Annotated in this window: 10 protein-coding genes and 1 pseudogene; 9 read left to right on the forward strand and 2 right to left on the reverse strand. The window is 59.1% G+C overall.

The window, feature by feature from the left end; genetic code table 11:
• Positions 1-6 precede the first annotated feature (6 nt).
• A pseudogene (trpE, locus tag B4968_RS06525) lies at positions 7-1517 on the forward strand (anthranilate synthase component I).
• A gap of 118 nt (positions 1518-1635) precedes the next feature.
• Here trpE and B4968_RS06530 read toward each other — a convergent pair.
• Positions 1636-3384: a divergent polysaccharide deacetylase family protein gene (locus B4968_RS06530; RefSeq protein WP_083097608.1), complete on the reverse strand. Its 1749-nt coding sequence runs from the start codon at positions 3382-3384 to the stop codon at positions 1636-1638.
• 235 nt (positions 3385-3619) lie between these two features.
• Here B4968_RS06530 and B4968_RS06535 point away from each other — a divergent pair, with 235 nt between their 5' ends.
• The 7 genes from B4968_RS06535 to lexA all read left to right on the forward strand — a co-directional run bounded on the left by B4968_RS06535 (position 3620) and on the right by lexA (position 9388).
• Complete coding sequence (locus tag B4968_RS06535) at positions 3620-4192, forward strand: anthranilate synthase component II (protein WP_083097650.1); 573 nt, start codon at positions 3620-3622, stop codon at positions 4190-4192.
• An 8-nt stretch (positions 4193-4200) separates the two neighbouring features.
• Positions 4201-5223, forward strand: a complete 1023-nt coding sequence (gene trpD, locus B4968_RS06540) for an anthranilate phosphoribosyltransferase (RefSeq protein ID WP_083097610.1) — start codon at positions 4201-4203, stop codon at positions 5221-5223.
• On the forward strand, positions 5223-5927 hold the full coding sequence (locus tag B4968_RS06545) for a uracil-DNA glycosylase (RefSeq protein WP_241525605.1): 705 nt from the start codon (positions 5223-5225) through the stop codon (positions 5925-5927). Before trpD ends, B4968_RS06545 begins: the two co-directional genes overlap by 1 nt.
• Before the next feature lie 25 nt (positions 5928-5952).
• Positions 5953-6765, forward strand: a complete 813-nt coding sequence (gene trpC, locus B4968_RS06550; RefSeq protein ID WP_083097614.1) for an indole-3-glycerol phosphate synthase TrpC — start codon at positions 5953-5955, stop codon at positions 6763-6765.
• A gap of 1 nt (position 6766) precedes the next feature.
• Positions 6767-7237: a cyclic pyranopterin monophosphate synthase MoaC gene (gene moaC / locus B4968_RS06555; protein ID WP_083097616.1), complete on the forward strand. Its 471-nt coding sequence runs from the start codon at positions 6767-6769 to the stop codon at positions 7235-7237.
• A complete protein-coding gene (locus tag B4968_RS06560; protein WP_083097618.1) occupies positions 7238-8410 on the forward strand; it encodes a molybdopterin molybdotransferase MoeA in 1173 nt (390 codons plus the stop codon).
• 234 nt (positions 8411-8644) lie between these two features.
• Positions 8645-9388, forward strand: a complete 744-nt coding sequence (gene lexA, locus B4968_RS06565; protein WP_083097620.1) for a transcriptional repressor LexA — start codon at positions 8645-8647, stop codon at positions 9386-9388.
• 684 nt (positions 9389-10072) lie between these two features.
• Here lexA and B4968_RS25640 read toward each other — a convergent pair.
• The gene (locus B4968_RS25640) at positions 10073-11332 is read right to left on the reverse strand and encodes a ComEC/Rec2 family competence protein (protein ID WP_338153225.1); all 1260 of its coding nucleotides are present in this window, start codon (positions 11330-11332) and stop codon (positions 10073-10075) included.
• A 204-nt stretch (positions 11333-11536) separates the two neighbouring features.
• Here B4968_RS25640 and gltX point away from each other — a divergent pair, with 204 nt between their 5' ends.
• Positions 11537-12937 (forward strand): glutamate--tRNA ligase, encoded by a 1401-nt coding sequence (gltX, locus tag B4968_RS06575; protein WP_083097622.1) that lies wholly within the window; start codon positions 11537-11539, stop codon positions 12935-12937.
• Positions 12938-13055: the final 118 nt, after the last annotated feature.

Genomic DNA, 13055 nt, shown 5'->3' on the forward strand with positions numbered 1-13055 from the left:
AGCCCCATGGCTTTGACCCCAGATTTCAACAGTTTCGCAAAGGCCTATGAAGGCGGCGCCAACCAGGTGGTTTACACCCGGCTGGCCGCTGACCTAGACACGCCCGTCTCCCTGATGCTCAAGCTTACGGGCGCCCAAAAGGACGCCTTTATGCTGGAATCAGTCACAGGCGGTGAGGTGCGTGGCCGCTATTCCATCATCGGAATGAAACCGGATCTGGTCTGGCGCAGCCAGGGGGCAACATCGGCGCTGAACCGCTCGGCCCGCTTTGACAGTGAGGCTTTTGAGGAGCAGAGCGGCAACCCGCTGGACAATCTGCGCGCGCTGCTGGCTGAGAGCAAAATCGAGCTGCCCGAGGATATGCCCCAGGCGGCCTCTGGTCTGTTTGGCTATCTTGGCTATGACATGGTGCGCCATGTGGAGCACCTGCCGAATGTAAACCCCGACCCGCTTGGCCTGCCCGACGCGCTGATGCTGCGCCCATCGGTGATTGCGGTTCTTGACGGTGTCAAAGGCGAGGTCACCGTGGTCTCACCTGCCTGGGTCAGCGATGGGCAAACCGCCCGCGCCGCCTATGCACAGGCCGCCGAGCGCGTGATGGACGCGGTGCGCGATCTTGAACGCGCAATGCCTTCAGAGACCCGCGATCTCGGCGAGGCCCGCGATGTGGCGCCGCCGGTGTCGAACTTTACCAAAGACGGCTATATGGCTGCGGTGGAAAAGGCCAAGGACTACATCCGGGCGGGCGACATCTTTCAGGTCGTGCCTGCGCAGCGCTGGAGCCAGGAATTCCCGCTGCCGCCCTTTGCGCTCTATCGTTCGCTGCGACGCACCAACCCGTCGCCCTTTATGTTCTACTTTAATTTTGGCGGCTTTCAGGTCATTGGCGCCAGCCCCGAGATCCTGGTGCGGGTCTTTGGCAATGAGGTCACCATTCGCCCCATTGCCGGCACCCGTCCGCGTGGCGAAACCCCGGAAGAAGATAAAGCCAATGAAATCGACCTCCTGGCCGACAAAAAGGAATTGGCCGAGCACCTGATGTTGCTGGATTTGGGCCGCAATGACACCGGTCGTGTCGCCAAGATAGGCACTGTGCGCCCAACCGAGCATTCATCATCGAGCGCTACAGCCATGTGATGCATATCGTCTCAAATGTGGTCGGAGAGCTGCGTGAGGACAAAGACGCGCTGGACGCCTTTTTTGCCGGTATGCCCGCAGGCACGGTATCTGGTGCGCCCAAGGTGCGCGCGATGGAGATCATTGACGAGCTGGAACCCGAAAAGCGCGGTGTCTACGGCGGCGGTGTTGGCTATTTTTCAGCTGGCGGCGACATGGACATGTGCATCGCACTGCGCACAGCCATCGTTAAGGACCAGACACTCTATGTGCAGGCGGGCGGGGGCGTGGTCTATGACAGCGACCCCGAAGCCGAATATATGGAGACCGTCCATAAATCCAACGCGATCCGACGTGCCGCCGCAGACGCGGCCCGCTTTGTTGGCAAGGGCAACGCCTAGGCCACAGTCGCGCAAGGGCCGCCTTTAGCAAACGCAAAAAGGACCTCCGCTACGAGGTCCTTTTTTATTGCCTGAGGCGCGCGGGCGCTGCAGGCAGCCCATGATCAGTTTGCAGCCATCATTCAGCGGCTGTCAGGTTGGCCTTTAGTCCGGCGGAAACCGGTGCCAGTCCAACCTGGCTGGCGCGATCCTGCAGTCCCCAGAGCAGCAATGCCGAAATCGTCTCGGGGCGCAGACGTCCCAACATAATAACAGAGCCTTCCTGACGGGCGCGAAAGGCTGCCTGATCCAGAAAACGGCGGATAGCGCGGGGGTTTTGCCCTGCTCCGTCAAAATCGCGAAACACCACGCCTGATGGCATACCATCGCGCAGGGCCAGCTTTTGCACCGTGTTCAAGCCGCTATTCTGCGTCACCATGCCATAGCCGGAGGCCTTCATCGCGGTGACCATCTGGTCTGCCAAAGGCCTGTTGCCCTGAAATCCAGTCTCAACACCTTCGAGGAAGCCAACAGCCTGCGGCAGGCGCTCCATCCAGACCGCAAGAGAGGTTTCTGCATCCTGTGGTGCTGCCTCGCGTGGCAGATCCGCAAGAATCAAAACCTCAAACCCGGCGTCACGGCGCGCCTGCATTTTCTCTGTCGCCTTTGGGTCGTCAGGATCAATGGCAAAGGTCAGCGGATAGGGGAATTCGGCCAGGGCTTCTGCGCCAATGGCTGCCGCGTCGTCAATCAACACGATGGACATCAAAGGCCGGTCATCAAACGCAACAAACGCCTGCGCATTGGCCTCAAACGGTGCAAGATCGCTGGCCTCAAGACCTTCTTTGGGTCCGCCACCAATCAGATTTTCGGATTTGGCGCGCTCCGTCAGTGGCACAACCCGTGTGCCAATCAAAGAGCCGGCTTCTGGTCTCTCAACCACCGCAATTTCCACGGCATCGGACGCGGCAGCATCGTCCGCTACAGCATTGTTATCAGAGGCCGTATTGCTATCAGAGCCCGTAGTACTATCAGCGGCAGCGGAGTCGGGGACATCCAAATTCTGCGCCTGCAGTTCTTCGTCTTGCGAGTCGGCCGATGATGCAAGGTCCGGAGTTTTGGATATTCCGGCTATTTCCGGCAGCGACGTCGGTTCTGGAGCGCTGCCAATCTGCGGCACAGTGACACTGGGTGCAGAGGTTGCGATCTCTGGACTGGTCTCTGGCGTGATCTCTGGTCTGGCCTCTGGCGTCTCAGCCGCAAGTACCGACTGGCTTGCATCAACATCTTCGTTTGGCAACGCTTTCAGGCCAGTCCCCAGTTCCTGATCAGGCGTTGCCGCATCTGCAACATCCATAGAGCTGTCGCCCTCTGTCAGCTCTGTATTCGCAGGCTCAACCGTCTCAACCGGCTCAACGATGGGGGGAGGCAGGGCGGCAGTCTCGGTCGAAACCACAACACCGCTCTCTTGCCCTGCTTGTCCTTGCAGGTCCGGCACCACTGCCGCACCCTGATCACTGGCGACGGCCTCGGGCTGCTGCGGCAGGTTGCCGATCTGCGCCCCTGCGGAGGTATCGCCGGCACTGGCGCCATCCGCCGTGGCAATCACAGGCCGGGTGCCGGGACTGGTGTCAGGCGGGCTGAGCGGGCTCTGGTCCGAGTCGCTGCCGGTTTGCGGTGCATTCGGCGCCGCCTCGACCAGATCAGCATCACGGCGTCCTTCGGCAACGGGCGCGGTTGTGTCCGTCACCGAGGGTTGTTCAGATGGATCAGGCGTTGTTGCATCGACCTGCACCCGCGCGGGCATAGGGGATGACAGCGACCACATCGCCGCCCCCGCAACGGCCACTATCGCGCCAATACTGACACCTCCGAGAAACCCTTTCATCGCAGTCCTGCCCCTCACTCACCTGTTCCAACTCTGTCTCCCGAGTCGGTTGTCCTGCGAGGCCCGCCCGGACGCGCTGCCCGGTTTCGTGCCTCTACCTTGCCTGTCAGAACACCTGCAAAGCGCCAATTGAGCCCACTGCCCTTGACGCTGCGCTGCAAGCCTGAACATGTATACACTGATCACTATACTGCGGCGCGGCCTCGGCCCGCCACCCATAAAAGAGCCCGCCAAGATGCTGCTGCTAATCGACAACTATGACTCCTTTACCTACAATCTCGTGCACTATCTGGGTGAATTGGGGGCCGAAATGGAAGTGCATCGCAATGATGCGCTTACCGTACAGGACGCCATGGCTCTGAGGCCCAAAGGCATCCTGCTCTCGCCTGGGCCAAAAGCCCCGGAACACGCAGGTATCTGCCTCGCCCTGACTGCCGCCGCCGCTGAAACAGGCATACCCTTGCTGGGTGTTTGTTTGGGGCACCAGGCCATTGGTCAGTCCTTTGGCGGCAAAGTTGTGCGCTGCCATGAGATCGTCCATGGCAAGATGGGGCTGATGCACCACACCAACAAAGGGCTGTTCGCCGGTCTCCCCAGCCCGTTTGAGGCGACGCGCTATCATTCTCTTGTGGTTGAGCGCGAAACCCTGCCGGACTGTCTGGAGATCACCGCAGAGTTGGAAGATGGCACCATCATGGGGCTGCAGCACAAAGAGCTGCCCATCCACGGCGTGCAGTTCCACCCCGAATCCATTGCCTCGGAACATGGGCATGCACTGCTGAAAAACTTTCTAGATGACATGCAGTAGGTCGCCGCATGAGTGATCTGATCAAGCCGCTGATCAGTGCCGCTGCCGACCGCCCCCTCAGCCGCCAGGAGGCAGAACAAGCCTTTACGCTGCTGTTTGAAGGTGAAGCCACCCCAAGCCAGATTGGCGGGCTGCTCATGGCGCTGCGCACCCGCGGCGAAACCGTTGATGAATATGCCGCCACCGCCTCTGTGATGCGGGCAAAATGCAATCCGGTCAAAGCCCCGGCTGGTGCGATGGATATCGTCGGCACTGGCGGAGACGGCAAACACACGCTGAATATCTCAACCGCGACGGCCTTTGTGACCGCAGGCGCCGGTGTGGTGGTGGCAAAACACGGCAACCGAAACCTGTCCTCCCGCTCTGGCACCGCCGATGTGCAAACCCAGATGGGCATCCACGTTATGGTCACGCCGGATGTGGTTGAGCGCGCGCTGCAGGCCTGTGGCATCGCCATCATGAAGGCGCCAATGCAGATCCCCGCCACGGCGCATGTGATGCCAACCCGCCAGGAACTTGGCACAAGAACGATCTTTAACATATTGGGACCATTGACCAATCCCGCAGGAGTCAAGCGACAGCTGACCGGAGCCTTCAGCCGCGATCTCATCCGCCCCATGGCAGAAACACTGGGTCAGCTCGGCTCTGAACGGGCCTGGCTGGTTCATGGTTCTGACGGCACCGATGAGCTGACCATCACCGGCATCAGCTGGGTTTCGGCCCTGGAGGAAGACGGCACGATCCGGGATGTGGAGCTGCACCCGGAAGATGCCGGCCTGCCGGTGCATCCGTTTGAAGCGATCATTGGTGGCAGCCCCGAGGACAATGCACAGGCCTTTCGCGCCCTTTTGAACGGAGATCACAGCGCCTACCGTGACGCGGTTTTGCTGAACTCCGCCGCGGCCCTTGTGGTGGCAGATGCCGCCAGCTCTTTGAAGCAAGGCGTTGAGATGGCGCGCGAAAGCATTGATTCCGGTGCGGCAAAAACAAAGCTGGACGCGCTGGTCAAAATCACCTCGGCAGCGGCCTGATGCCAGAGCCCGATAGGCCAGAGCCCGCTATGCCAGAGCCCGATGGTCTGGGCTCTGTTGGAACCTGGGCGAACCTGCCGTTTTTTACAGAGAACTGGCCCGGCATCAAAGCACAGATCAAAGCGGATCCGCGCCTGATCCTGCCGCCCGATGCGCAACGCTTTGCCGCGCTTGATCTCACCCCGCTGGAGCAGACCCGTGTGGTCATTTTGGGACAGGATCCCTATCCAACGCCGGGCCATGCCAATGGGCTTGCCTTCTCGACCACAGCTGACGCCTCCCCTTTGCCGCGCTCTCTTTTGAATATTTTCAAAGAGTTGCGGGCGGATACTGACCTGCGCGCTGCAACCGGAGATCTGCGCGATTGGGCGCGACAGGGTGTTCTTTTGCTCAACACCTCTCTTTCGGTTCCCGCAGGTGAGGCAAACGGACATAAGGATCTCGGCTGGGATGCCCTGTTTCAACAGGTTCTGTCAGTGACCTCAGAAAGGCCAACCGCCTATGTTTTATGGGGAAAGCAGGCGCAAAGGCTTGAAAAACATATCCATCCGGGCGATCACCTGATCCTGAAGAGCGCGCACCCCTCACCGCTCTCTGCGCATCGGGGGTTCTTTGGCTCGCGGCCGTTTTCGGCCATCAACACCTGGCTTGCCGCGCGCGGATCAAATCCCGTCGACTGGTCCCTGAAGAACGACAAGAAATAACGACACTCTGACTGGAGGCAGTGATATGGCTGAAAATGTGCTGGACAAAATCAAGGCTTACAAACTTGAAGAAGTTGCCGCCGACAAGGCTGCCAAGCCGCTTACCGAGGTAGAGGCCGAGGCCCGCGAGGCCTCCCCAACCCGGGGCTTTGCAACCGCGCTCAACAGTGCCGCACGTCAGGGCTATGGGCTGATTGCTGAAATTAAAAAGGCGAGCCCTTCCAAAGGCCTGATCCGCGAAGATTTTGACCCGGCAAGCTTGGCACAGGCCTATGAGCAGGGCGGTGCGGCCTGCCTTTCGGTTCTGACTGACACGCCCAGCTTTCAGGGGGCCAAACAGTTTCTGGTTGCCGCGCGTGCGGCCTGCGCGCTGCCAGCCCTGCGCAAGGACTTTATGTATGACACCTATCAGGTCGCCGAAGCCCGCGCGCTGAATGCGGATTGCATCCTGATCATTCTTGCCTCCGTGACGGACAGTCAGGCGGCCGAACTTGAAGACTGCGCCATGGGCTGGGGAATGGATGTGCTGCTTGAGGTCCATGACGAGGCAGAGCTTGAACGCGCCTGCCTGTTGAAATCACCACTGATGGGGATAAACAACCGCAACCTCAAGACCTTCGAGACAACTCTGGACACGACACGGCACCTGTCTCGCCTGGTGCCGGCCGACCGTACCATCGTTTGCGAAAGCGGCCTTTCCACGCCACAAGACCTGAGCGATATGTCGAAATACGGTGCGCGCAGCTTCCTGATTGGCGAGTCACTGATGCGTCAGCAGGACGTGGCCCTGGCCACGCGCACCCTGCTGGCAAAACCGCTGCTGCCAGGAGCGCTGTGATATGTCTTTGACCCATTTTGACACCAAGGGCGATGCCCATATGGTGGATGTTTCCGACAAAGACTTCACTGCCCGCGTGGCTGTGGCTGAGGGCCACATCACCATGGCAGCCGAAACCTTTGAAATCATTTCACAAGGCAGGGCAAAGAAGGGCGATGTTCTGAGCGTGGCCCGGCTGGCCGGGATCATGGGAGCAAAAAAGACTCCAGAGTTGATCCCCCTGTGTCATCCACTTCCCATCACCAAGGTGGCGGTAGAGCTGTCTTTGGACCCCGACCTGCCCGGCGTGAGGATCGAGGCGACCGTCAAGACAACGGGCCAAACCGGCGTCGAGATGGAAGCCCTGACAGCGGTCTCTACGGCTGCTTTGACAGTCTATGACATGGCAAAAGCCGTGGACAAGGCCATGCAGATTGGCGGCATCCGGGTCGTCTTGAAAGATGGTGGAAAATCAGGACGCTACGAGGCCTAAATGATTTCAGTATCCGACGCTCGATCAGCCCTTTTACAGCTCACTCAACAGATGGAGGTTGAACACGTGCCGCTGGCTCAGGCTGCCGGGCGCGTTTTGGCACAAGAGGTTAGTGCGCGCCGTGACCAGCCGCCTTTCTCAGCCTCCGCCATGGACGGCTACGCTGTCAACGCGGCAGAAGTAGAGCTGCACGCCATGTTCCAGGTGATTGGAGAGGCCGCAGCCGGGCACCTCTTTGTGGGGAAACTGCAGGCGGGTCCGGCCGTTCGGAGCTTTACCGGAGCGCCCGTGCCGCAAGGCGCCGATTTTGTCGTCATCCAGGAAGACGTGGGGCGTAAAAAGGACCTGATCACAATCCTGAACCAACCCGGCACCTCTACAAAAATTCGCCCGCTGGGCGGAGATTTCAGGCAAGGCCAGGCCCTGACCGCCCCCCGGGTTCTGCGTCCCGCCGATGTCGCCCTGCTCGCCTCGATGAATATCCCCGAGGTGCCGGTGCGCCGCCGTCCTGTCGTCGCGCTGATCTCAACGGGGGATGAGTTGGTCATGCCCGGGGACACACCGGGACCAGATCAGATTATTGCCTCCAACACCTTTGGCCTCAAGGCAATGCTGGATGAGAGTGGCGCTGATACGCGGATCCTGCCCATCGCAAAAGACAAGATCTCGTCCCTGCGCATGGCCTTTTCCCTGGCCACCACTGCAGATCTGGTGGTGACGATAGGGGGTGCCTCGGTCGGCGATCATGACCTTGTGGCGCAGGTGGCTGCGGATCTTGGCATGGAGCGCTCCTTTTACAAGGTAGCCATGCGTCCGGGTAAGCCCCTGATGGCCGGACGCATGGATGGCATACCTATGGTTGGCCTGCCCGGAAACCCTGTCTCTGCAATGGTTTGTGGCCACATCTTCCTGTTGCCAATGATCCGCAACATGTTGGGTTTAGGCATTGCGCCCAAACAGATCGCAACCGCGCACCTTACGCATGCGCTGGCAGCGAATGGCCCGCGTGAACACTATATGCGCGCCGAGGTCATTGAGGATGAAATTTCCGTCTTTTACAACCAAGACAGCTCTCTGCTGACGGTACTCTCTTCGGCAAACGCCTTGCTCGTGCGTCCGCCAAATGACCCGGCACGGCAAGCTGGCGAACCCTTGGGTTACTTGCCCATTTAGCCGCTGGTAGACCTTGATAGCCCCTGACCTGCCGCGTCCAGTTCTGGCTGGGCTTATGCTCGGCCCGGCTTATGCTAGGCTGGGGCTTGGGATTGGGATTGGGCCAGCGTGTTGCAAAGCTGATCACTTCATAAGTGAAACTTTCGTAAATCACCCTAAAGGGCTCTTGCAAGGTTGACACAAAAGGGGAACATGACTAGAACAAAATAAAAATACAGATGCGGAGGAACACTCATGCTGACAAAGAAGCAGTTGGATCTATTGAATTTCATTCATCGGCGCCTGCAACAGGACGGTGTTCCACCCAGTTTTGATGAAATGAAAGTGGCGCTCGATCTGCGCTCAAAGTCCGGGATCCACCGTTTGATCACGGCGCTTGAGGAACGCGGCTTTATTCGTCGCCTGGCACATCGGGCCAGAGCAATCGAAATCCTGCGGCTTCCCGAGAACATGGCAAGCACCGTTCCTGCCACAGCTCCGCGCACAGGTTCGCGCACAGGTGCCACTCAGGCGGCTGCCTCTCAGGGTGACGCGCCAGGCTCTGACGCGCCAGATCCTGATGCGCGCCAGCACCCGCTGGCCTCAGTTGTCACCGCGATTGAGGTGCCTGTCATGGGGCGGATCGCCGCCGGCGTCCCTATCGAAGCGATCAACCAGATCACCCATCAAATCGCGATACCACAGGCCATGCTGTCCTCAAACGGCAAGCATTACGCGTTGGAGGTCCGTGGGGATTCGATGATCAACGCAGGCATCAATGACGGCGATATTGTTGTGATCCGCGAAACCGAAACTGCCGATGATGGTGATATCGTTGTTGCTCTGGTTGCAGACGAGGAAGCCACCCTGAAGCGTCTGTTCCGGCGCAATGGTGCAATCGAGCTTGAGGCCGAAAATCCAGCCTATCCAACGCGCGTCTACCCTGCAGATCAGGTAAAGGTACAAGGCCGTCTGGTCGGATTGATCCGCAGCTATTAATTCAGGCCAGACTTCACCTCTGCTGTGCGGTTTGCAGGTTTTGATCGCGGGGCGTTCGGACGCGACCAGGGGCGGTTTCCTGCAAGGTCTGCGGCAGAAATCAGTCTTCCGTCTGGAGCAATCCAAATACTGCCGGTGTGCCTCAGGCGGCTTGGTTGCAGCACCTTGCAGGACCCTGCAAGGTTTAGCGGCACATTGGACACAACCAGGTCCTGCGCGCCGCATTTGGTGAAGAGGCCTGCCTGCCGTTTGCCAATGACATGAACAAGATTGTGGCCGGAAATACGCATCTGTCGCAATTTGAGGCTACCGGTGGTGTCCGGCCAACGTTGCGCGGCCTGCACTTGGGAAACCCTCTCCCCGTCCCCAGTCAACCAGGCCTGCGCGGTATAGTTTCGCCCCGTCTCGCGGGACAGGGCCCGTCCTTCGGAGGTTATGACGCCCACCAAGCCCCCATCAGCGGCAATCAATGCCCCCGGTCTGCTGGTATTCGACCAACCGACAAGCGCCAAAACGATCAGTACTCCACCGCCCCATCGCAGCTGTCCCCGCCACAGCACAATGGTCAGTCCGCCCAGTGTTAGAACCGGCAGCACCCAAACCTCCGGAGACGGCACGCCGCTTTGGGCATTTGGAAAAGATGAGACCCAGTGAGCAACACCCAGTATCCCCCGCAGGCCCATTTCAAGAAAAAAGAAACCCGACCTCCTCTACCCCCAGAGGCGCCAGGCACAATGCCAGAACTGCAGAAGGCACAACCACCAGCCCAATAATTGGAACCGCCAGAACATTTGCCAGCAGTCCAAAATGCGCCAGGGTATTGAAATGAGCCGCCCCATAGGGTGCTGTCGCGAGACCCGCGACAGCAGAAGAGACCACAACAGTCAGAACCGGTCGCAACCAGGCAGGTCCAAGACCAAGCTGATGGTCACGTATCGCGCCAAAAACCGCAACCAGGGCGGTGGTCGCAGCAAAGCTCATCTGAAAACCGGGGCTTAGCAATGTTTCAGGGCGACGCAGTAAGACAAGGGTCGCGGCAACTGCGACCGCACGGAGCGAGAAGGCGCGGCGATCAAGCAAAACAGCCACCAGCAGAACAGAGACCATAATAAAGGCGCGTTCGGTCGCGACATTGCCACCCGATATGGCCAGGTAGGCCACGGCAGCCATCAAAGCGGCGCAGGCTGCAATTTTTTTGACATTGCAACGCAGGGCCACCGCTGGCCACAGGCAGAGGACAACCCGTATGAAACTAAAGACAAAACCTGACAGCAGCCCCATATGAAGGCCGGAAATAGCAAGCAGATGCGCCAGGTTACTGCCCCTCAGAACACGGAGTGTTTCCTGACTTACCCCCACTCTGTCACCGGCGATAATAGCTGCGGCGACCCCGCCGGTTTCTCCTGCTATCCGGTGTTGTATCATCCCTGAAAGTCTGGCGCGAAAGCGCTGGATGGCCAATGCGGATTGAGCTGGCTGCAGAACCAGAACCGGTTTGCGGGTATAGCCCACGGCGCCCAGCTCAGAGAACCAGGCAAGGCGGCGAAAATCAAACCCGCCTGGCTCGCTTGGCCCCTGCGGCGGCATCAAATGCGCGGTCGTCGCTACTGTGGCTCCAATTGAAGGGAGCGCCTGATCGGATGAAACAGAAACCCGAACCCGCTCTGGGGTTTTCTGGAAAGACGTGCGCGCCAGTCGCACCCGGTCGAGGGTCAGTCGGATCCTGCCGCTGCTGGATTGATCAATCCCGATGATACGGCCCTCGACAGGACCATAGTAGCGAAAGCTGAGCACAGGTGCCGCAACCGAATGGGTGCGCAGGGCGGCCGTCGCAAAGCCCAGGCCAAGAAAAAGCACCGCCCATGCAACCAGTCCCCGGGCGTCTTTGTGCTGGGTCTGAGGCAGAACCAGCACCATGGCCAACCCCATTAAGGCGTAGGTCACAAAACCCGGGTCCTGTGTGAGCGCAAAGAAACACCCGATCCCAAGTCCAAAACACACGGGAATCCAAGGCAATAAATGCCCCCGTTGCCTTTGCAACGCCTGATCAATTATTAGCAGCGGCAGCATGCTTGCTCCAAGCCCCCCGACTAGGTAAACAGGCGGAAACTCTAGCCCATTTATGGTTTCCAAAAGGTAAATTACCTCATGTCCAAGCCGGTCGTCACCCGTTTCGCCCCCTCTCCAACCGGGTATCTGCACATTGGCGGTGCCCGTACCGCACTGTTTAACTGGCTTTTTGCGCGCGGTCGCGGTGGCAAGTTCCTGCTGCGCATCGAAGACACTGATCGTGCCCGTTCTACGCCAGAGGCCACTGCTGCCATCTTGCAGGGCATGGCCTGGCTGGGACTTGACCATGACGGTGAGATTGTCAGCCAATTCGACGGAGCCGCCCGTCATGCCGAGGTGGCGCACCAGCTTTTGGCCGAGGGTAAGGCGTATAAGTGCTTTGCCACGCAGGAAGAAATCGCTGCGTTCCGCGATGCGGCCAAGGCAGAGGGTAAATCAACTCTCTATCGCTCGCCCTGGCGCGATGCCGATGAGGCCAGCCATCCAGATGCACCTTTTGTGATCCGAATCAAGGCGCCCACCAGTGGTGCTACGGTGATCCGGGATCAGGTGCAGGGCGATGTGACGATCCAGAACGATCAGCTTGATGACATGATTCTGCTGCGGTCTGACGGAACACCTGTCTATATGCTGGCCGTTGTTGTCGATGACCATGATATGGGCGTCACCCATGTGATCCGAGGCGATGACCACCTCAACAATGCCGCCCGCCAGATGGTGATCTATACGGCGATGGGATGGGATATCCCTGTTTGGGCCCATATCCCTCTTATTCATGGCCCCGATGGCAAGAAGCTTTCCAAACGGCATGGCGCTTTGGGCGCACAGGAATACCAGGCCATGGGCTATAGTGCGGCTGGCAGGCGCAAATACCTGGCCCGCCTGTGCTGGAGCCACGGCGATGATGAGTTCTTTAGTGACGCACAGGCCAAAGAATGGTTCGGCCTTGAGGCAATCGGTAAGAGCCCTGCCCGCTTTGACACGAAGAAACTGGAAAATCTCTCGGGGCAACATATCGCTGTTAGTGATGACGCTGCACTGCGGCAAGAAATCCAGGCCTATTTGGTCGCAGCCGGACAGCCTCCGCTGGATGACGTAGGGGCAGAAAATCTGGAACGTGCGATGTATTGCCTCAAAGATCGGGCCCGCACCTTCCCGGACCTGCTTGAAAAGGCGCATTTTATATTGATTTCGCGCCCTATCGAGCCCGATGCCAAGGCAGCCAAGGCGCTGGCCTCTGTATCCGATGGTATACTGGCTCAATTGACGCCGCAGTTGCAAAATGCTAGCTGGGCGCGTGACGATCTTGAGGCGCTTCTAAATACATTTGCAGAAGCCCATGACACCAAGTTCGGTAAACTGGCCGCCCCCTTGCGGGCCGTGTTGGCTGGTCGTGCCGTAACGCCTTCGGTGTTTGACATGATGCTGATCCTGGGCCGCGAGGAAACTTTGGCCCGGCTCAACGACGCCACAGGCTAACCCTGCCCTTAACCGGTCAGTAAGCCTGTTCCTATACCACCTCACCTGCGCGATCCGCGCGCAGGTTCTGCCTGCACCATGCCCGGGATAAAATTCCGGGTATTCGTGCCTGATACAG

The organism is Pseudophaeobacter leonis, from assembly GCF_002087335.1.
Classification (GTDB): domain Bacteria; phylum Pseudomonadota; class Alphaproteobacteria; order Rhodobacterales; family Rhodobacteraceae; genus Pseudophaeobacter; species Pseudophaeobacter leonis.

What these genes read in the sequence shown, in the direction of transcription:
- gltX (WP_083097622.1), top strand. Translation starts at nt 11,537, where the DNA reads ATGTCCAAGCCGGTCGTCACCCGTTTCGCCCCCTCTCCAACCGGGTAT.
- moaC (WP_083097616.1), top strand. Translation starts at nt 6,767, where the DNA reads ATGTCTTTGACCCATTTTGACACCAAGGGCGATGCCCATATGGTGGAT.
- B4968_RS06530 (WP_083097608.1), bottom strand. Translation starts at nt 3,384, where the DNA reads ATGAAAGGGTTTCTCGGAGGTGTCAGTATTGGCGCGATAGTGGCCGTT.
- lexA (WP_083097620.1), top strand. Translation starts at nt 8,645, where the DNA reads ATGCTGACAAAGAAGCAGTTGGATCTATTGAATTTCATTCATCGGCGC.
- B4968_RS06560 (WP_083097618.1), top strand. Translation starts at nt 7,238, where the DNA reads ATGATTTCAGTATCCGACGCTCGATCAGCCCTTTTACAGCTCACTCAA.
- trpD (WP_083097610.1), top strand. Translation starts at nt 4,201, where the DNA reads ATGAGTGATCTGATCAAGCCGCTGATCAGTGCCGCTGCCGACCGCCCC.
- B4968_RS06545 (WP_241525605.1), top strand. Translation starts at nt 5,223, where the DNA reads ATGCCAGAGCCCGATAGGCCAGAGCCCGCTATGCCAGAGCCCGATGGT.
- B4968_RS06535 (WP_083097650.1), top strand. Translation starts at nt 3,620, where the DNA reads ATGCTGCTGCTAATCGACAACTATGACTCCTTTACCTACAATCTCGTG.
- trpC (WP_083097614.1), top strand. Translation starts at nt 5,953, where the DNA reads ATGGCTGAAAATGTGCTGGACAAAATCAAGGCTTACAAACTTGAAGAA.